The organism is Streptomyces sp. N50 (assembly GCF_033335955.1).
GTDB lineage: Bacteria > Actinomycetota > Actinomycetes > Streptomycetales > Streptomycetaceae > Streptomyces.
Genome location: NZ_CP137549.1, coordinates 7933901 through 7953207, shown reverse-complemented (window position 1 = coordinate 7953207; position 19307 = coordinate 7933901). Strand labels below are relative to the sequence as shown.

General features: G+C 69.9%; 18 protein-coding genes. 8 read left to right on the top strand and 10 right to left on the bottom strand.

What is annotated here, in order from left to right; all coding sequences use genetic code 11:
• Window positions 1-4: 4 nt before the first annotated feature.
• Entirely contained in the window at window positions 5-1135 is a 1131-nt protein-coding gene (locus R2B38_RS35415) for an MBL fold metallo-hydrolase (RefSeq protein ID WP_318019886.1), read from the bottom strand.
• A 124-nt stretch (window positions 1136-1259) separates the two neighbouring features.
• Window positions 1260-2171: a LysR family transcriptional regulator gene (locus tag R2B38_RS35410; RefSeq protein WP_318019884.1), complete on the bottom strand. Its 912-nt coding sequence runs from the start codon at window positions 2169-2171 to the stop codon at window positions 1260-1262.
• Window positions 2172-2405: 234 nt separating this feature from the next.
• Here R2B38_RS35410 and R2B38_RS35405 point away from each other — a divergent pair, with 234 nt between their 5' ends.
• A complete protein-coding gene (locus tag R2B38_RS35405; RefSeq protein WP_318021875.1) occupies window positions 2406-3011 on the top strand; it encodes a TetR/AcrR family transcriptional regulator in 606 nt (201 codons plus the stop codon).
• 102 nt (window positions 3012-3113) lie between these two features.
• The gene (locus R2B38_RS35400) at window positions 3114-4229 is read left to right on the top strand and encodes a cobalamin-independent methionine synthase II family protein (protein ID WP_318019883.1); all 1116 of its coding nucleotides are present in this window, start codon (window positions 3114-3116) and stop codon (window positions 4227-4229) included.
• Window positions 4230-4478: 249 nt separating this feature from the next.
• Here R2B38_RS35400 and R2B38_RS35395 read toward each other — a convergent pair whose 3' ends face one another.
• The 6 genes from R2B38_RS35395 to folP all read right to left on the bottom strand — a co-directional run bounded on the left by R2B38_RS35395 (window position 4479) and on the right by folP (window position 10925).
• Entirely contained in the window at window positions 4479-5546 is a 1068-nt protein-coding gene (locus R2B38_RS35395) for a chorismate-binding protein (protein WP_318019882.1), read from the bottom strand.
• Between the two features lie 85 nt (window positions 5547-5631).
• Window positions 5632-6495 carry a bifunctional 5,10-methylenetetrahydrofolate dehydrogenase/5,10-methenyltetrahydrofolate cyclohydrolase gene (locus R2B38_RS35390; protein WP_318019881.1) on the bottom strand — a complete coding sequence of 288 codons (864 nt, stop codon included), beginning with the start codon at window positions 6493-6495 and terminating at the stop codon, window positions 5632-5634.
• Between the two features lie 110 nt (window positions 6496-6605).
• On the bottom strand, window positions 6606-7514 hold the full coding sequence (gene purU / locus R2B38_RS35385; RefSeq protein WP_318019880.1) for a formyltetrahydrofolate deformylase: 909 nt from the start codon (window positions 7512-7514) through the stop codon (window positions 6606-6608).
• A complete protein-coding gene (locus tag R2B38_RS35380) occupies window positions 7511-8383 on the bottom strand; it encodes a methylenetetrahydrofolate reductase (RefSeq protein ID WP_318019879.1) in 873 nt (290 codons plus the stop codon). The genes purU and R2B38_RS35380 overlap by 4 nt, the downstream gene beginning before the upstream one ends.
• 194 nt (window positions 8384-8577) lie before the next feature.
• Entirely contained in the window at window positions 8578-9921 is a 1344-nt protein-coding gene (locus R2B38_RS35375; protein ID WP_318019878.1) for an aminomethyl transferase family protein, read from the bottom strand.
• A 113-nt stretch (window positions 9922-10034) separates the two neighbouring features.
• A complete protein-coding gene (gene folP / locus R2B38_RS35370) occupies window positions 10035-10925 on the bottom strand; it encodes a dihydropteroate synthase (RefSeq protein ID WP_318019877.1) in 891 nt (296 codons plus the stop codon).
• Between the two features lie 819 nt (window positions 10926-11744).
• Between folP and R2B38_RS35365 the strand changes: the two genes are divergently transcribed.
• Complete coding sequence (locus R2B38_RS35365; RefSeq protein ID WP_033279272.1) at window positions 11745-12677, top strand: LacI family DNA-binding transcriptional regulator; 933 nt, start codon at window positions 11745-11747, stop codon at window positions 12675-12677.
• A 536-nt stretch (window positions 12678-13213) separates the two neighbouring features.
• A complete protein-coding gene (locus R2B38_RS35360; protein ID WP_318019876.1) occupies window positions 13214-14557 on the top strand; it encodes an aminomethyl transferase family protein in 1344 nt (447 codons plus the stop codon).
• Window positions 14558-14777: 220 nt separating this feature from the next.
• On the opposite strand, the gene R2B38_RS35355 is transcribed toward R2B38_RS35360, so the two are convergent.
• A complete protein-coding gene (locus R2B38_RS35355; protein ID WP_318019875.1) occupies window positions 14778-15731 on the bottom strand; it encodes a sugar ABC transporter substrate-binding protein in 954 nt (317 codons plus the stop codon).
• Between the two features lie 897 nt (window positions 15732-16628).
• Between R2B38_RS35355 and R2B38_RS35350 the strand changes: the two genes are divergently transcribed.
• The gene (locus R2B38_RS35350; RefSeq protein WP_318019874.1) at window positions 16629-17018 is read left to right on the top strand and encodes an ATP-binding protein; all 390 of its coding nucleotides are present in this window, start codon (window positions 16629-16631) and stop codon (window positions 17016-17018) included.
• An 83-nt stretch (window positions 17019-17101) separates the two neighbouring features.
• On the opposite strand, the gene R2B38_RS35345 is transcribed toward R2B38_RS35350, so the two are convergent.
• Window positions 17102-17278 (bottom strand): CsbD family protein, encoded by a 177-nt coding sequence (locus R2B38_RS35345; protein WP_318019873.1) that lies wholly within the window; start codon window positions 17276-17278, stop codon window positions 17102-17104.
• 181 nt (window positions 17279-17459) lie between these two features.
• Between R2B38_RS35345 and R2B38_RS35340 the strand changes: the two genes are divergently transcribed.
• From R2B38_RS35340 to R2B38_RS35330, 3 genes are all read left to right on the top strand, one after another.
• Window positions 17460-17630, top strand: a complete 171-nt coding sequence (locus tag R2B38_RS35340; protein ID WP_033279275.1) for a hypothetical protein — start codon at window positions 17460-17462, stop codon at window positions 17628-17630.
• Between the two features lie 59 nt (window positions 17631-17689).
• Window positions 17690-18043, top strand: a complete 354-nt coding sequence (locus R2B38_RS35335; RefSeq protein WP_318019872.1) for a PRC-barrel domain-containing protein — start codon at window positions 17690-17692, stop codon at window positions 18041-18043.
• Between the two features lie 200 nt (window positions 18044-18243).
• The gene (locus tag R2B38_RS35330) at window positions 18244-19098 is read left to right on the top strand and encodes an RNA polymerase sigma factor SigF (protein ID WP_318019871.1); all 855 of its coding nucleotides are present in this window, start codon (window positions 18244-18246) and stop codon (window positions 19096-19098) included.
• Window positions 19099-19307: the final 209 nt, after the last annotated feature.

Here is a 19307-nt window from a genome sequence, read left to right as displayed (position 1 = left end):
TGGTTCAGGATCGGCGGGATCCGCGCCGTCGTACCGGCAGACGCAGCAGGTCCGTGCCCAGCACCGTCGATCCGCCGAAGTCGGCCCGGCGGGCGCTGTCGTGGAGCAGACGGCGCCAGGTCGCGTCGGAGACCACGGCCTGCTGGCCCGGGCCGAGGTGGGTGGCGACCAGCGTTCCCGCGTCCGACTCGGCCGCGATCCGGCCCAGTCGGGCCACGTCCGTGTGGGTCGAGGTGATGTGGTCGATCAACGCCTGGGGCAGGCCGAGACTCGCGAGCCCAGCCGGGTACAGGGCCTCGTGGACCAGGACGTCCGCGTGTGCCGCGAGCGTGATGATGTTCGGGGTCGGCGCCGTGTCGCCGGAGAAGACGACGCTGCCGTGGTCGGTGTCGAAGCGGTACGCGTAGGCGGGGAACACCGCGCCGTGCGGGACCAGGACGGCGGTGACCTTCATGTCGTCGTTCTCCATGACGGTGAACGGCGCCATGGCCGGCGCGGAGTTCGTCGCCGAGGCGCCGGCACCGGGCGGCGGCAGCACGTCGTGGACGTTGAGCAGGGTCGCCGGGTCGATGCCCGCGTGCTCGGTCATGAAGAAGGTCGGCGACGCCGCGTACGCCTGACCGGCCAGCTTCGTCATCGCGACGGTGCCCGGCACGGTCCCGGGAGCCCCGGCGACGGTCGACGCGACACCGGCGGAGCCCGGGCCGTAGACCTCGATGGGGCTCTGGAAGCCCTGCGCGCCCGAGGCGCCCGCCGACAGCAGCGGGAAGGAGTAGTAGTCGACGATGTGGTCCGCGTGCAGGTGGGTCAGGAAGATCCCGGCCAGCGACGGCATCGACAGACCGGCGCGCAGGTACTGGGTCACGGCTCCTCGTCCGCAGTCGACGACATACGTTCTGCCGTTCACCGTCAGCGCCGACGAGATGCCGTAGCGGGTGGCCAGGGGCGGCGGCCCGCCGTTGGTGCCGAGCAGCGTCAGGGTCAGGCCCGTTCCGGAGGGCGCGGATCCGGTGTTCGTCGCCGCCGCGGCCTGCTCCGCGCCGAGCAGGGGGACGGCGACGGCGGCAGCGGCGGATGCCGCCATCGCGCCCAGCATCGTCCGGCGGGACGTCGGTTCACCCAGGGGTTCGCACATGACGCAACAGCTCCTTCGCGGTGCCACAGTGGCCGCATCGGGCACAACTGTCCATCAGTCGCGGCAAGTTATGGGTTCCTGTGACGAACTATGAGATTTCGCGGCGCGCAAGTGTCGGCGGATGTCAACGGCCGATCGTGGGAATCGGGTTCTCCGCGAACCACCGGGCGAGGAAGTCCAGGAAGACCGTGATCTTGCGCTGGGTGCCCGGCCCGGGCCCGTGGATCGCGTAGAGCGGCCGGTCGGGTGCCGCCAGGTGGGGCAGCTGGACCTGGAGGGCCCCGGAGACGAGATCGTCGTAGGCGGACCGCTGTGGCAGCAGGGCGATGCCGCGCCCGTGGACGGCCGCCTTCTGCAGGGCGATGTACGAGTTGGACGAGAAGGCCACGTTGCGGATCTTGTGCAGCGTGGAGGTGGGGCCGTGACCGATGCGCCAGACCGGGTCGTTGACGTGCACCAGGCAGTCGTGGGCGGCCAGGTCGTTGGGGTGTGTCAGGGGTCCGTGTTCGTCGACGTACGACTTCGACGCGCACAGGACGAAGGGCAGCGAGGCGATCTTCTTCAGCCGGACGTTGGAGTCCCTGAGGTCCCGGGTGTGGAACGCCAGGTCGAACCCGCCGTCGAGGAAGTCGTACGTCCGGTCGGACACGCCTCCCAGCTCGAACCGGATCTGGATCTTCGGGTGCGCGGCGGAGAACGCGGCGATGGCGTCCCCGAGGTCCAGGCTCCCGATCCACTTCGGGCAGATGATGCTGAGCGCGCCCTCCGCCCGGTCGTGCAGATCCGCGATGCCGGCGTCCTCGGCGTCGATCTCCTTGACGATGCGGGAGGCGAACTCGGCGTACCGCAGGCCCGGTTCGGTCAGGCTCACCGAGCGGGCCGTGCGGTTGACCAGCCGGACGCCGACCTGCCGCTCCAGCTCGGCGACATGCCGGGACACCAGTGATCCCGACGATCCCAGCGCCTTGGCCGCCCCGCTGAAACTGCCGAGGTCGGCGACGATCACGAAACAACGCATGAGAAGCAGACGGTCCATGGCGGTCCTCCGGTCGTCCACGGCACCGGTGTCCCTCCGGACCGCGTCGAACATGGGGCGGCAGAGGGGAAGACCGTCAGGGGCACATCGGTCGACACGCCTGCCTTCACTATATCGATCTAGTGAAGGTAACAGAACGCGTTCTCGACCGCGAGACCCGAGCCGCGGGCTTCGGCCGAGGCCGGCCGACGGGAGGTCCGCGGTGGGTGGGCACCTACGATGACCGCTGTGAGGATGACAGCGACGGACCGGCGACAACTCATCACGCGGGCTGCGGGTGAGTTGTTCATCGCGCGCGGCTACGCCGGTGTCTCCATGGAGGACGTCCTGACGGCGGTGGGCGGCTCCAAGGCGACCCTCTACCGCTACTTCACCGACAAGAGCGCCCTGTTCCGCGCGTCCGTGGAGGCGCTGTGCGACGAGTGGTCCCAGCCGCTGCACACGTTCACGCCGGGCAGCGCGAACCTCACCGAAAGCCTGGTCGCGCTCGGTGAGCACTTCGCCGGTGTCGTCCTCACACCCGAGGCCATCGCCCTGCACCGCCTGGTCACCTCCGAAGCCGTGCGCATCCCCGGGCTCGGCGAGGTCTTCGCGGAGCACGGGCCGAACGCGGGCCACGCGGTGCTCGGGCGCTGCCTCCAGCAGGCCCACGACGACGGCCTGATCAAGGTCGAGGACCCGGTGCGAGCGGCGGAACAGCTCTACCAGGCCATGCTCGGCCACGCCCAGATGCGGCTGCTGACGGACGCCCCGGTCAAGCTGACCGACGCCGAGGTCCACGCGTCGATCAAGGAGGCGGTACGGGTCTTCCTGCACGGCGTCTCCGTCGACCCGGTCTGACCTTCCCCGCGGACACCGCCGTGGCCGGTACATGTCTTGCCCTCGAAGCGTACCGGACCGTACCGTACAGTCGCCCGAGTGCCAGGCGTGAAGGGACGGCCGATGCCGACGACGACGATCCGTGCCGAACATGTGGGAAGCCTGCTGCGGCCCGAGGAGCTGCTGGCGGCACGGGCCGCACACCGGCGCGGCGCGCTCTCCGACAAGGAACTCACCGAGCTGGAGGACCAGGCCGCGGCGGCCGCGGTGAAGCTCCAACAGGACGCGGGGATACAGGTCTTCACCGACGGCGAGGTGCGCCGGGACGACTTCATGGCCTCGGTGGTGGAGACGGTCGGCGGGCTGGCACCGGCCGAGGAGTCCTCGTCCCGGCCGCGCTGGATCCGCGACAGCGACGGCGCCCGACTCGAGGGCGACGTCGCGTCGGTGGCCATCACGGAGCCCCTGTACCGGCGGACGCCGCTGTCCCTCGCCGAGGCCCGCTGGCTGTCCGGGAACACACCAGGGCCGTACAAGATCACCATGGCCAGTCCGACGATGGTGGCGGGCTTCTGGCGGCCTGGCATCTCGGACGGCGTCTATCCGACCCGGCAGGACGCGGTGGCGGCGCTGGCCGACATCTACCGGCGGGACATCGCCGACCTGATCGGCACCGGGGTCTCCTGGCTCCAGCTCGACTCGCTGGCCTACTGGGCCAACATCGATCCCGAGGCCGCCCGGATGCGCCGGGTGACGGACCTGGAGGGGCATCTCTCCCACATCATCGACACGGACAACGGCCTGATCCGTTCCGCCCGTTCGAGGCGCCCCGGCATGACCGTGGCCATGCACTTCTGCCGGGGCAACATGCGCAGCGCCTGGTCCGCCCAGGGCGGCTACGAGCCCATCGCGGAGCGGGTGTTCGGCGAGGTCGAGGTCGACCGCTTCCTGCTGGAGTACGACACGGAGCGCTCCGGCGGCTTCGAGCCGCTGCGGTTCGTGCCGCCCGCCAAGACCGTCGTCCTCGGGCTGGTGTCGTCGAAGGTGGCGGAGCTGGAGTCGGTGGACACACTGCGGCGGCGCATCGACGAGGCCTCGCAGTATCTGCCGCTGGAGCAGCTCGCCCTGAGTCCGCAGTGCGGGTTCGCCTCGACGAGCCAGGGCAATCTGCTGACCGTCGACGACCAGCGCCGCAAGCTGGAACTCGTCGCGGAGACGGCGCGTCTGGTCTGGGGCTGAGGGCGGAGCTGCGCCGCGGGGCCTCATGTGACGGGCGAGGTCTCGGGCACCGGAACGGCTCGGGCACCGGGGCGGCCAGAGCGTCGGGCATCACAGCGGCCGACCGCTCAGGCGCCGAGACGGGCAGGACTCAGGCACCACCGCGGCCGGGTACCAAGACGCCGGGGCGGGCGGGGCCCCAGGCACCACAAGCGCCGACGGCTCGGACGCCGAAGCGGACGGGCCTCGGGCACCACAGCCACCGGGGCCTCAGACGCCGGGGCGGGCGGCGAGCCGTCGGTGCGGCTTCGTGTCGTAGGGCGAACCGTTGGACGCGATGGTCAGCAGCCGCTCCGCCTTCAACTCGGTCTCCTGCCACTCCCGTTCGGGGTCCGAGCCCCAGGTGATGCCCGCTCCGGCACCGAAGTTGAGACGCTGGCGGGCCCGGTCGATCCAGAACGTGCGGATGCCTACGGCCAGTTCGCCGGTGCCGCGGTCGGCGTCGACCCAGCCGATGCCGCCGCAGTACGGTCCGCGCGGCGCGGTCTCCAGGGCCGTGATGATGCCGAGGGCACTCTCCTTCGGAGCGCCCGTGACGGATCCCGGCGGGAAGGTCGCGGCCAGCAGCTCGGGCCATCCCGCCCCGTCCCGCAGCTCGCCCCTCACCTTGGAGACCAGGTGGACGAGTCCGGGATGGCGTTCCACCGCGCACAGTTCCGGCACGGTGACGCTGCCGGTGGCGCACACGCGCCCCAGGTCGTTGCGTACGAGGTCGACGATCATCACGTTCTCGGCGTGGTCCTTCTCCAGGAGATCCGCCTCGGTACGCCCGGTGCCCTTGATGGGGCCCGATTCGATCAGCCGTCCCTCGCGGCGCAGGAAGAGCTCGGGGGAGGCCGTGGCCACCTCGACTCCCGGGCCCGGCAGCCTGATCAGACCCGCGTAGGGCGCCCGGTGACGCGCGGCCAGCCGGTCGGCCAGCGCCTCGATGTCGGCGTCGGCCGCGATCGGCGCCGACAGCACGCGGCAGAGATTGGCCTGGTACACCTCACCGCGCGCGATGTGCTCGCGGATCCGCCGTACACCCTCCTTGTAGGCGTCGCGATCCAGCGAGGTGGTCCACAGTCCGGGCGCTGGACCGTTCCAACGGACGGCTCGGGCGGGGCGCTGCGCGGCGGGCCGTACATCCCGGAAGCGGGCGCAGGTCAGGCGTCCTTCGAAGTCGGCGACGACGGTCCAGAAGCCCGCGGACTCGAGCGCGGCGGGGTCGTGCGTGACGTCGGCGAGCCCGGTCGCCACCCGGCCGCCGAGCCGGGCCAGCGGGGGGAGTTCCCTCATGTCCGGCACCTTTCCCGAGCGCGGAGACGGACCGTGCGGGCCCTCGTCACCGGGCACGGCGCCGGGCAGGAGGTGCCCAACTCTCTTATGCGGGAACGGTCTTGGGCACCGCGTTCCACTCGGCCGCACGGAGGGTGTTGACCATCAGCATGGCGATGGTCATCGGCCCGACCCCGCCCGGTACGGGCGTGATGCGGCTCGCGATGCCGTCGAGTTCGGCGGCGCGGACGTCACCGGTCAGGCCGTCGGGCGTGCGGTGGATGCCGACGTCGATGACGGTGGCGCCGGGCTTGACGTGTTCGGGGCCGACGAGCCCCCGTACGCCCGTGGCGACGACGACGATGTCGGCGGGGCGGGTGACGGCGGCGAGGTCGGCGGTGAACTCGTGGGCGACCGTGACGGTGGCGCCGCGCCGCAGCAGCAACTGGGCCAGGGGGCGGCCGACGAGTTCGCCCCAGCCGACGACGGCGACGCACGCGCCCTTGATCTCGATGCCCTCCGCGTCGAGGAGTTCGACGACCCCGCTCGGGGTGCAGGGGCGCAACCCCCGTTCCCCGCGCGCCAGTCGGCCGGCGCTGGCCGTGGTCAGACCGTCGACGTCCTTGGCGGCGGGGATCCGGTCGATCAGGGTCGCGGCGTCGAGCCCTGCGGGCAGGGGCAGTTGGAGGAGGATGCCGGAGACGTCCGGGTCGGCCGCCAACTCGTCGATGACCGCGGCGACTTCGTCCTGGCGGGCGTGCCGGGAGAGACGGCGGTGGAAGTCGCGCATACCGGCCTCGCGGATGGCGCGCCGTTTGGCCGCGACGTAGACGGCGCTGGCCGGGTCGTCGCCGACCAGGATGGTCGCCAGACCGGGCACCCGTCCGCGGGCCGCCGCCTCGGCGACCCGTTCGGCGACCCGGGCCCGGATGTCACGGGCGATCCGGGCCCCGTCGATGGTGGTTGTCATGATGGCGAACCGCTTTCTGCTGGTGAACGCTTCACCCGGTGAGGAGGACTGCCTGTCGAGGTCGCGGCACAACTACCGTTTGCTGGACGGATGTTGGGCCGATACGTGGTTCAGGCGAAGACGATGGTGTGCTTGCCGTTGCGGATGACGCGGTCCTCGGCGTGCCACAGCACCGCGCGGGAGAGGACGGCGCGTTCCACGTCGGCGCCGCGCCGGGTGAGGTCGCCGGCGGTGTGGGCGTGGCTGACGCGCACCACGTCCTGCTCGATGATCGGGCCCTCGTCGAGGTCCTCGGTGACGTAGTGGGCGGTCGCGCCCACCAGCTTCACACCGCGCTCCTTGGCCTTCGCGTACGGCCCGGCGCCGATGAACGCGGGCAGGAAGGAGTGGTGGATGTTGATGATCGGCACGCCGACCCGCTCGATGAAGTCGCCGGAGAGGATCTGCATGTAGCGGGCGAGGACGACGAAGTCGACGTTGTCCTTGAGCAGCCGCAGGTGCTCCGCCTCGGCGGCCGACTTGTCCGCCCCCATCGACGGCACATGGAAGAACGGGATGCCGAACGACCGCACTTCCTCAGCCGTGTCCGGGTGATTGGAGATCACCATGGCGATACTGACGGGGAGTTGGCCCTGCCGGTGACGCCAGAGCAGGTCGAGCAGACAGTGGTCGGACTTGGAGGCGAAGATCGCCACCCGCTTCGGCACGGCCAGGTCGCGCAGGGTGTAGGAGAGGCCGTACGGCTTCACCAGCTCCTTGTCGAAGTCGGCGCGGAGAGCGGGCAGTTGGGCCCGCAGACCGTCGAGTCCGAAGACGGTGCGCTGGAAGAAGGCACCGCCCTGCGGGTTGTCGGAGTACTGGTCGAGGGAGACGATGTTGGCGCCGTGCCGGCCGAGTACCGAGGTCACGGCCGCGACGATGCCGGTGGCGTCGGCACCCTGGACGATCAGCGACGCCTGGTGCCCCGCTCCCCCGGTCTTCCGGTCGGTGCCGTCGGGGGCGGCCTGCGTGACGGTCATACGAGGTTGTCCTTCCTGAACTGTGCGATCCACTCGGACGTGGCCCGCAGCCCGCCGAAGGTGTAGAAGTGGATCTTTATGTCTCCGTGGCGGGCCGGGTCGTAGCCGTCGGCGAGTGCGCGCAGGAATTTGTCGGGGCCGGCGGTGCCCATCAGGTTGGTGATGGACAGGCCGTACTTCTTGGCGATCGAGGCGCTGGTGCCGACGCCGAACCGTGCGGCGTACGACATCAGCCGCCGCACACCGGCCGGGCCGGGGACGCCGATCCGGACGGGAAGCGTGATGCCCTCCGCACGGACCTTCTCCAGCCAGTCCAGGACGGGGTCCACGTCGAAGCCGAACTGGGTGATGACGCTGCCGCCGAGCTCCTGCCCGGCGATGGAAGCGCTCTTCTCCCGCAGCGCGGACCACAGCACGTCCCCGGCGATGTCCGGGTGGCCCTCGGGATAGCCGCTGATGCTGACGTGCCGGACGCCGTACTCCCGCAGCAGTCCCGTCTCGATCAGGGCGAGCGAGTCCTCGTAGGGGCCCTCGGGGTGGGTCGGGTCGCCGCCGACGGTGAAGACGTTGGCGGCGGTGCCGTCGGCCCGCAGGACGGCGAGGAACTCCTCGAACTCGCCCCGCGAACCGAGGCGCCGGGCGGAGATGTGCGGCACGGGCACGAAGCCGAGGCGCTTCACCGCCCGGGACGCCTCCACGCGCATGGCGAGGTTCTCGTTGCCGAGGAAGGTGACGTTGATGCGGGTGCCCTGCGGGATGGAGTCCCGGGCCTCCTCCAGCTTCGGAACGTCCTTGCCTGTCATCTCCAGGGAGAAGTCCTCCAGCAGCGATGTACTCACCGCCGCCGAGGCCGTACTCAAGGGGTTCATCGTGCTCCTTGTCGATGGAAAGGGGGCTCCCGCCCCGGAGAAGGGGAATACGGGCAGGGTGGGGGGGGAGGGACGGCTGGACGCGTCACACCGCGTCCAGCCGCGCGCCGCGCACGGCGCGCCCCGAAGGGGCGCGGGGAACTGCGCGACCAGCCACAGCGAACCCGCAGACGAAAAGCCGGCCCCGCGAAGCGCTACGCGTTGCGCCGGTACTCGGTACGCGCATGCCGATCGAACGGGCTCACCTGAACGGTCGCGCGGATCCGCGGGAACCCGAGGTCGGCCTCGGGATCGGTACCAAGGCCGGGGTGCTCACCCCACACCACGGTCACCTCGGTGCCGGGCTCGGCGTGCGCGGAGTCGATCAGCGTCTGCGCCAGAACCGTGCCGACGGGGTCGATCGACGCGGTCTGCATGGTCGTACCGACCAGACCGGCCGAGGTCTCCACCCGGTGGCGGGCGTAGGTGAGGACGAAGCCGGGATCCTCTCCCCCGCCGACCACCCGGCGCACGTCGTCGGCGTCGAAGACCAGCGTGACCTTGGTGCGGCGGGGTTCGTCCCTGGCCTTGAGGAGAGCGTCGCGGCCGTGGAAGTCGTGTCCGAAGTGGATCAGCTTGCCGTAGCCCAGCTCGTACGGGGAGACGTAGTAGTCGGCGATGTCCTCCGAGAAGTAGCTGCCGTTGAGGGGACGCTTCCCCTCGATGCCGAACAGGGGCAACCAGGCGCGGTATTCCGCGAGTTCGGGGTCGCCGTAGATGCCCGGGACCGGCGAGGGGATCCAGCCGCTCTCCACACTCGGCGTCGTGTACGCCAGCGCGCCGACCTGGACCAGGCCCAGCGGTTCGCCGGCCTTGAGGAACGCCTCGTGCACGTACGCCGCGTGCTCCCACGGACCGATGAACTCGTAGCCGGCCTGCCCGGCCATGCCGTGGCGCAGCGCCTCGAAGGAGCGGCCGTCCAGCGTGACCGGTGTGGAGTGGAAGAACTTGGTCTCCGGCAGCGGGCCGCCGAAGACCTTCCCGATCAGCTCCAGCGCCAGCGGACCCTGGATCTGGTAGCGGAACAGCTTGGGGTCACCGCCGCCGGGGCGGAAGGCGGAGGACGCGTCGGTCTCGAAGCCGACGTCGTAGCCGCCCTTCTCGGCGTGGTACTGCACCCAGTGCTGGGCGGCGGGGACACCGCTGAGGAGGTACTTGTCCTCGGCGTGCCGGGCGAGGATGCCGTCGGTGACGATCTTGCCGTCGCGGGTGACCGGTACGTACTGCTTGGCCTGGCCGACCGCGAACTTCTCGAAGTTGTTGGCGCCGTACTCGGCCAGCACGCGGGTGGCGTCGGGGCCCTCGATCCACAGGTCGAACATGTGGTGCGAGAGGTTGAGCAGCGCGACGCCCTCGTGCCAGGCCGCCTGCTCCTGGCGCCAGCCGACGTACTCCCGCTCGACCACCTCGGGGGTCCACGGTTCGGCGTTCGGCTGCCACAGCAGACCGATGGCCGAACCGGCCCTGTCGATGCCGTCCTGAAGACTGGGGATTGCCATTGCGGCTCCTCTCAAAGCCATCTCCCCGAAGTAACTAGATCGATCTAGTGACGCGGCTCGTCACCTCGTGACCGGCTCACTTCGGGAAGGAAAAAGGGGATCGCTAGAACGATCTAGCGCAAGCTAGCAGAAGCATTTGGAGCTTGGCGAGAGTCGTGCGGCGCCTTTCTGCACCGGCTCCGCACGACGCTCTCCGGCGCCGAGATCCGACGGTCGCCCGCCCAGGAGGCGGCCACGCACACCGCGTGCAGGCTGGAGCGGACGTCGTGCACGCGCACACAGAACGCGCCGGCCGCGGCGGCCAGCGCGGACACCGCCGCGGTGGCCGCGTCGCGGTCGCCGGGCACCGAGTCGATCCCCGCCCGGTCGCTCAACGCGGCACCGATGAAACGCTTCCTGGACGCCCCCACCAGCACCGGGAACCCGGTGGCCCGCAGGGCCGGCAGATGGGCGAGGAGTTCCCAGTCGTGGGCCGCGCGCTTGGCGAACCCGATTCCGGGATCAATGATGACGCGCCCCGGATCGATTCCGGCCGCCGTGAGTGCCTCCACGCGGCGCAGCAGTTCGGAGGTGACGTCGCCGACGACGTCGCCGTAGACCGCGTGTCGGTCCATCTCGCGGCTGGGCGCTCGCCAGTGCATCGCCACGTACGGCACCCCGGCCTCCGCGACGACGGCGGCCATGGCGGGATCCGCCAGCCCGCCGCTGACGTCGTTCACCAGACACGCGCCGGCCTCGATCGCGGCGCGGGCGACCGCCGCGTGCATGGTGTCCACACTGACGGCCACCTCCGCGCGCACCAGTTCCCGCACGACGGGCACCACGCGCGCCAACTCCGCCTCCACCGGGACGGGTTGGGCTCCCGGCCGGGTGGACTCGCCGCCCACGTCGACCAGGTCCGCGCCCTGCTCGGCGAGCCGCAGGCCCCGTTCCACGGCCCGTCCGGTCTCGGCGTACCGGCCACCGTCGGAGAACGAGTCGGGAGTCACGTTCAGGATGCCCATCACCAGACATCGGTCGGGTTGCGGGAGCCCCGCCGGGCCTCTCGGGGGTGGTTGCGCGAACGCGCACGGCATGTCGATCATCGGTCGAACGACCTCCTCCGCTGCGGGCCGTCCGCCCTGCGAGCTGGAAAAGCTAAATCGATATAGCGAACACGTTACAACGGATCGCTAAATCGTTCTAGTCCCGGGCGGTTCAATTTCGTCGCCGGTTGTCCGACGCGGCCCCTCGGCATGGGCGCAGCGGTCGTGACCGGCCGGAGCGCTGCGGCGCCAGACGCCGGACGTGTCCCGCAACCGGGTCCCGTCGCGATGGGCGACCACGTCGCCGGGCGGCTCGGCGCGCAGGCGGGCGACCACATGACCGGCGGCCGGACCGGTGATGTCACAGACCACGCCCATGGGCGGCAGCAAGCGCGTCTCGGCGATGGCATCGCCCTCTCCCGCGCGCAGGATGGCCGGCAGAGGGACCCACGGCCGGCCTTCCGATGGCGTTACGGCGCATCACCCTCGCCCGTCCTTTCAAGACGGGTCGGCGCACCACCCTCGCCCGTCCCTTCAAGACAGCTCGGCGCGACGACGCGAGAGTACGGAGGGGGGACGCGGAAAACCCCCGGCACGAGCCCACTTCAGGGTCCTGATCCCCGCCGCGCCGTACCGTACGGTTCAGTGCCGTACGAGGCTGGGCAATTCGATCCGTCAGAACCGGCGCACCCGGCGTCCTGTGGCCGCCAGTGCTTCGGCTCCGGTCGGCCTCCTTACAATGAGTGAACGCCGTGTCGCTGGGACTCAGGTGTGCACGACAAGGTCGGAGCAGGGGTGATGGGGACGTCCAGAAGAGTCACGCTGAACGATGTGGCCGCGGCGAGCGGTGTTTCTCGCGCCACCGTCAGTTTCGTTCTCAACGACGACCCCCACCAGACGATCTCGGCAGCCACGCGTGACCGGGTGAAGGAAGCGGCCCGGACGCTCGGCTACGTTCCGCACGGCGTGGCGCGAGCCCTGCGCGAAGGGACCTCCCGGGTCGTCGTGCTGAACATCGACGCCGGCATGGAAGGCGCGTACTCCCGCAGCTACATCCACGGACTCGACGCCGAGTTGGCCGCCCACGACCACGTCCTCCTGGTCCGGCACGGCCGCCACACCGCTCAGTCCACCCAGCAGGTCCTCGACGCCATCGTCCCCCGCGCGGTGATCCGCTTCGGCGAGACGTACCTCACCGGTCACGCCCTCGACGACCTGGGAGGCGGCTGGCGCAACGGTCTCGCCGCGCACACCGCCCTCCAGCTCCGCCACCTCGTCGACCACGGCCACACCCACATCGCCCTGGCGCTGCCGGACACCGAGTCACCGCTCGCCGAGGCCCGCCTGCGCTTCACCGCACACGCCGCGCAGAACCTCGGCATCCCCACTCCGGTGCCCTTCGTCGCCCCGCAGGACCGGTCCAAGTCCGCCGACGCCGTCAGCGCCTTCCTCTCCGGCGCCCCCGAGGTGACCGCGATCGCCGGCTTCAACGACGACGTCGCCCTGCGCGTCCTCACCGCCCTGCGCGACCTGGGCCGGCGCGTACCGCACGACACCGCCGTGATCGGCTTCGACGACAACGGCTACGGCGAACACGTCATCCCCTCCCTGACCACGATCAGCGTCGACGGCGAGGCCCACGGCCGGCTCAGCGCCCGACTCGCCCTCGGGCTCGACACCGACGGTCTGGAGCCCCCGCCCGCACGGGTCGTCGTCCGCGAGTCGGTCTGACGGGGCGGCTCACTCCACGGTTGCGGCTTCGCCGTCCCCTCGTGGTGACTGCGGTCCCGTCGTGGTGACCGCCGTCCCGCCGTGGCGACCGTGGTCTCCGTCGCGGGGCGGAGCTCCCCGTCATGACGGTGTGCCGCACGCCGTCTCCCGGGAGGTACGCGCTTCAGCTTCACGTGCACGCGTTCGCCACCGGGAGCGTCAGCCGTGACCGCCGCCGGGAACTTCCCAACCGGGCCAACGGAGGCGACCCGTAAAGGCGCAGGTCCGAAGCTCTTACGATCCGGAACGTGACCTGCGGCCCACCCGCCGCCGTCGGCCACCCGCTCCAGAAATTCCGCGCCGGTCCCTTGAGCGCATCAGAGGTGTACCGTACCGTACGGTTTACGCCGCCGACGAAGGCTTCCGCTCCTCTCGGCGTGCCCGCCCGTCACTCACGACGCCAGGCGCCGCAAACGGCTACGTCCCGCCGCCACGACGGCCGGCCCCACGCCCTTGCCGCCGCCCCCCTTACGCATCGCGACGACATGGAGATACCGATGGCACACCTCGAAGACCAACTCCAGGCGGCCGGAGGCCCGTTGGGGCTGCTGCGCAGCGGCCGTTCCGGTGCCTACCCGTTCCCGATCAAGGCCGAGTTCACCAACTGGCGTGACGAGCAGGAGAGTTGGCGCACCTCGGCGGCGCTGATGGACCTGTCCCACCACATGACCGACCTCACCGTCCAAGGACCCGACTGCTACCGGCTGTTGGCCGATGTCGGCGCCAACACCTTCCAGGGCTTCGGCCCGATGAAGGCCAAGCAGTTCATCGCGGTCAACCACGACGGCAACATGATCGGCGACTGCATCCTCTTCTGCCTCGCCGACGACCACATCCGCCTCGTCGGCCGCCCGCCGGCCCTCAACTGGGTCCAGTTCCACGCCGAGACCGGCGGCTACGACGTCACCCTGCGCCGCGACGAGCGCACCGCGCAGAACCCGGACGGCCGCGAGTTCTTCCGGCTCCAGCTCCAGGGCCCGCACGCCTCGGCGATCTTCGAGAAGGTCAACGGCGGCCCCATGCCCGACATCCCCTTCTTCAGCATGGGCAAGTTCACCATCGGCAAGCACGAGGTCACCGCCCTCAACCACCGTATGTCGGGCTTCCCCGGGCTGGAGTTCTTCGGCCCCTACGAACACATCGACGACGTCCGCGACGCCGTCCTCGAAGCCGGCGAGCCCTTCGGAGTCCGCCAGATCGGCGCCCGCGCCTACGCCTCCGTGGCCACCGAGTCCGGCTGGATCGCCAACACCGTCCCCGCCGTGTACTCGGGCGACAGCATGAAGACGTACCGCGAATGGCTCGGCGCCAGGACCTTCGAGGCCAACCTCTCCCTCGGCGGCAGCTTCGCTTCCGACCAGGTCGAGGACTACTACGTCACCCCTTGGGATCTCGGCTACGGGCACATCCTCAAGTTCGACCACGACTTCATCGGCCGCGAGGCCCTGGAGCGCCGCAAGGGCGAGAAGCACCGCCGGAAGGCATGGCTCGCCTGGCACCGCGACGACGTGGCCCGGGTCTTCGCCTCCCAGTACGAACAGGGCGACCGGCGCTTCAAGCACATCGAGATGCCCGCCGCCTTCTACGCCGCCTCCCAGTTCGACCGCGTCGAGAGCAACGGCCGCCTGGTCGGCATCTCCACGCTGTGCAGCTACACCGCCAACGTCCGCGGCTGGATCTCCGTCGTGATGATCGACGACGACGTGCACTACGGACAGCAGGTCGACCTGGTCTGGGGCGAGCCCGACGGCGGCTCCGCCAACCCCACCGTCGAACGCCACGCCCAGACGACCATCCGCGCCACCGTCACCCGCAGGCCCTTCGCCGGCAACAAAGGCTGACAGCTGACAGCGGCCGACTACGGCATCTCCCCCGCTCCCGGCGGGGCACCAGGCGGGCGGCTCCCGCCTGGTGCCCCGCCCGCACCACTCCCCCGCGCGCGGCGAAGGCGTACCAAGAACTCTGGCCGGGCAACTCCGAGCCACCGATCCCGACCACCTGGCATCCGGCGAGGCGCCGGGGCTGAAACCGACGGCCTACTCGACGCCTTGACCCGGCCGATCAGTCATCCGTATCGCAATACACGGGCGCTGTGTCCGCGTTGGCCTTCGTCACCAGGCGGGCATCGATGTGTTCGACCTTGTCCTTCTCATCCCCTCGCAGCAGGGCGAGCGTGTGTGTCACGGCCAGTGCTCCCAGGTCCTGGACCGAGTTGGAGACCGTCGCCGCGAACTTCCCGTCCTTGAGCGCGGCGAGTCCCTGGTCCGTGCCGTTGACGGTCACGATCTTCACGCTGTGCGCACCCGCCGCGTCGAACGCCTGCCGCACGCCGAAAGCCATGTCCTCGTTGGCCACGAACGCGTACTGGAGGTCGGGGTGAGCCTGGATCATCCTGGCCGCGGCGGCCTTGGCCGTCGCCCGGACGAACATGCCCCGCTCGTCCCCCACCACCTGAACGTTGTCCGCCAGGTTCTTGGTGAATCCGTCGACCATCAGGTTGGACGACGTACTCCCGTCGCCGGAGATCACACCGGCCTCGACCGGTTTTCCGGCGGCGTCGTCGTCGACCCACTGGGCGTCCAACTTGCCTATCCCGGGCAGGTCGCTGACGACGGCGCCGAGGATCTCGCTGTCGTCCGAAGGCGTCACCGCGATCAGCGCGATGGGTGTCTTCGCCTTCCGCGCCGCGGCGATGTCGGCGTCCAGGGCACTGGCGTCCACGCTGAGCAGGATGATGGCGTCGACCTTGTGCGCGATCATGTCCCGCACGTTGCGCAGTTCCGCGGACTTGCTCCCGTTCGAGTCGGCGGTCCGCAGTTTCGCCAGGTTGTTGGACGTGGTCTTCGTGACCGCCGTCCGCAGGCAGGTGTGGAACGACGTGGTGCCCCCGTTGATGAACCCTAAGACGACAGGGCCGGTGGTGTGGGTGCTGTCGGTGGGAACCAGGGTGCATCCGCCGGCCAGGAGACCGAGGCCAAGGGCGGTTGCGAGCAGTCGTCTGTGGGACAGGGGCATGAGGAGGGAGCCTTTCTGCTGCACGTGACGTCGGTGTCGAGGCAGACAGCGCTGGGCTGTCGCAGGGGAACCCTGCGATGGGGGACGAGGTACGGGGCTGTCGTCGCCGAGGCGGATGACGGTGACGCGGATCCGGGCACGGGCACGGGCACGGGCGACTTGGCGACGCGCAGACGGGTCGCGGGATGAGCGTGTATTGCTCAGCGGGCCCAATGGTGCGGTGGCGCGGCCGCGAAGGAGGCCGGGGTCGAACACTCCGCGGTTCTGACGCCCGGGCACTCGCGCCCCGCACCACGTCGTCGGCGGTATTTCGGGGTCGCCGTAGGAATCGCCGATCAGCGTCCGCACGGAGCCGGTACCGACCACCCGGATCGACGCGCACTTCGTCGTCGCGCCGACCGAATGGGGTGGTCTTTCGACACCGTGGCCCGCGGCAAGCGATGGGCACCCGCGCACCCGGTTCCGCCCCTTTGCCCCTGCCTAAGGCGATGCCGTCCTGAAGCGCGGCCGTTCTCACAAGGCTCGCTTTCTTCCGACGTTCGCCCAGCCATGAACTGGAACGTTCTAGTGGTGACGCGGAAAAATCCTTCTCCGCGTGATGGGCATGATGGAGACCGGGGCAGAATTCATCGCCGAATTCGGCCCAGGCGGGAAGCTAGCAGAGCGAATCTCGGGATGGCGAGGGGACGGTGGCGCAACCTTTGCTTGCGTTCCGCGCATGCTCGCGCATCCGTACCGCACCACCCGCCGGCGAGGCCGGCGCCGCGTCTCCCGGTGCGCGCGTCCGCAGCCGACGCTCTCACCGGGTGGCTGCCCCGACTGGTTAACGGGCCGCAGGCGGGGGCACAAGATCCGGCAGGCAGAACCGGACGACGATCCAGAGACCGGGGAGACCTGATGAACACGATGAGCGTCAACGTGGCAACCGTCCGCTCCGCGACGTCCCTCGCCGACGCACGCGAAAGAGCCCGGGACTTCCTCGGAGCTCTCGACCGTCCGATCGCGGCCGAGGCCGCCGACACCGTGGCCCTGGTCGTCTCGGAACTCGTCACCAACGCCCTGCGCCACGGCGGCGGCACCTGCACCCTCGACCTGACCGCGCACCCGGACGGCATCGAAGTGGCCGTGCACGACCGCAGCCCCGAGACGCCGCGCATGCGCACCCCCGACCTGAACGGCGGCACCGGAGGCTTCGGCTGGCCCATGGTCAACCGCCTCGCCCGGGCCACCACCGTGACCAGCCGGGCCGCCGGCGGCAAGACCGTGAGCGCCCTCCTCGCCCGGTGACGCCAGGCCCTGAAACGGGCCCTTGAAACAGCACGGGTCCCGGCAGCCAACGGGCTGCCGGGACCGGGATCAGGAGTGGTGCCCTACTTGGGCTTGATGGCGTCCTTGGCCTTCTCCTTGGCCGCGCGCAGGTTGCCCTTGGTCTCCTCGGCACGGCCCTTGGCCTTGAGGGACGCGTTGCCCACCGCTCCGCCGACGGCCTTCTTGACCTTGCCCTTGGTCTGCTCGACCTTGGCCTTGGCCTTCTCGTTCGCAGCCACCACCACTCACCCCTGCCTGTCTCGAATCGGGTTCGCCACCCGTCTCACCGCGGATTCCGCCTTCAAACCGGGCAGTTGCCGTACGCACTTCCAGCAGCGCCGGGCCGTCCAGGAGACACAGAGAACACGCAGGAATACAGGTCATTCCGCGGGGCACACGAGGGAGCGGAGGTTGATAACAATGGTTCCTATTCTTCTTGTTCTTCTGCTTGCCCTGATTCTCTTCGGTGCCGGTTTCGCACTCAAGGCTCTGTGGTGGATCGCCGTCATCGTGCTGGTCGTGTGGGTCCTGGGCTTCGTGATCCGCCCCGCCGCGAGCGGTGGTAAGCGCGGCCGCTGGTACCGCTGGTAGGCGGGCGCCGAATTCGACTGCGGGAACAACACATAATCTCGATGAGGGAGCCGTTCTTCATGAGTGACAACATCTGGGGCTACGAGCCGACCACCGGCCACACCGCGGGCACCGACCTGATCGGATACACGGTCGAGGCCACCGACGGCAGCATCGGCAAGGTCGACAAGTACTCGGACGACGTCGCCTCCGCGTATCTCGTCGTCGACACCGGTGTGTGGATCTTCGGCAAGCACGTCCTGCTGCCCGCCGGGACCGTGAAGACGCTCGACCCGGCCGAGCGGAAGATCTACGTCGGCCTCACGAAGGACCAGATCAGGGAGTCCCCCGAGTTCGACAAGGACAAGCACGTCGGTGACGTCGGCTACCACGAGCAGGTCGCCAGTTACTACCAGACCCAGCGAGTCGTCTGACGTCTGCATCAGCCCGAAGGGGCCGGCCGGAGCTACTCCGGCCGGCCCCTTCGGGCGTCCGGGGGACCGGGTCCGAAGGCAGCCGCCGAACTCACTCTGAAGTCACCCGGTATGCATCCTCCGAACCGGGGTAGGCCGATTGTTGTCGGCGGACAAGGAACCGGCGGCACGGAGTCTGGATCACACGGGAGGGGCCTGACATGACGGTTACGAAGACGGCAGAGGCGCGGACCGCAGAGGCACAGACCGGGGTGCTGCCGGAGATCGCGGACCCCTCGCGGGTCGCCCCCAAGGACGCCCGCCAGCTGACCAGGCTGTTCTTCGACCAGCTCGCCGTGCTCGAAGAGGGCACGCACGAGTACCAGTACGCGCGCAACACGCTCATCGAAATGAACGTCACGCTCGTCCGGTACGCCGCTTCGCGGTTCCGCAGCCGCGGCCAGGACGAGATGGAGGACATCGTCCAGGTCGGCACGATCGGGCTGATCAAGGCCATCGACCGGTTCGAACTCACCCGCGAAGTCGAGTTCACCTCCTTCGCCGTCCCCTACATCGTCGGCGAGATCAAGCGCTTCTTCCGCGACACCAGTTGGGCCGTCCACGTCCCGCGCCGTCTTCAGGAAGCCCGCATCCAGCTCGCCCAGGCCAACGAAGAGCTCCGCAGCCGGCTCGGCCGCATGCCCACCGTCAAGGAGCTCTCCGAGCTGATGTGCCTCAGCGAGGAAGAGGTCAACGAAGCGCGTCTCGCCTCCAACGGCTACAGCTCCGCCTCCCTCGACGCGGCCATCAGCTCCAGCGAGGACGGCGAAGCCGCGCTGGCCGACTTCATCGGCCTCGACGACAACGCCCTCGAACTCGTCGAGGACTTCAACGCATTGGCCCCCCTGATCGCCGAACTCGACGACCGCGAACGGCAGATCATCCACATGCGGTTCGTCGACGAACTCACCCAGGCCCAGATCGGCGAGCACCTCGGCGTCTCCCAGATGCACGTCTCCCGCCTCCTCTCCCGCACCCTCGCCAAACTCCGCGCGGGCATGCTCACCACGAACTGACCACACCGGTACCCGAGGAGATCGGCGGGGTCCTGGCAGACAGCCCGGGCCCCGCGGCCTCCGGGCCCGCCCCGAGCCGGGGTCGCCGACGAACACGGCCCGCTTGCCCGGCACGTCGACGCCGGCCACGTCGCCCGCGCCGTTCCCCGAGGTCGCCGGGCACATGGTCCAAGAAATCGCCGCCATGGAACGAGTCAGCACGGCTGCGC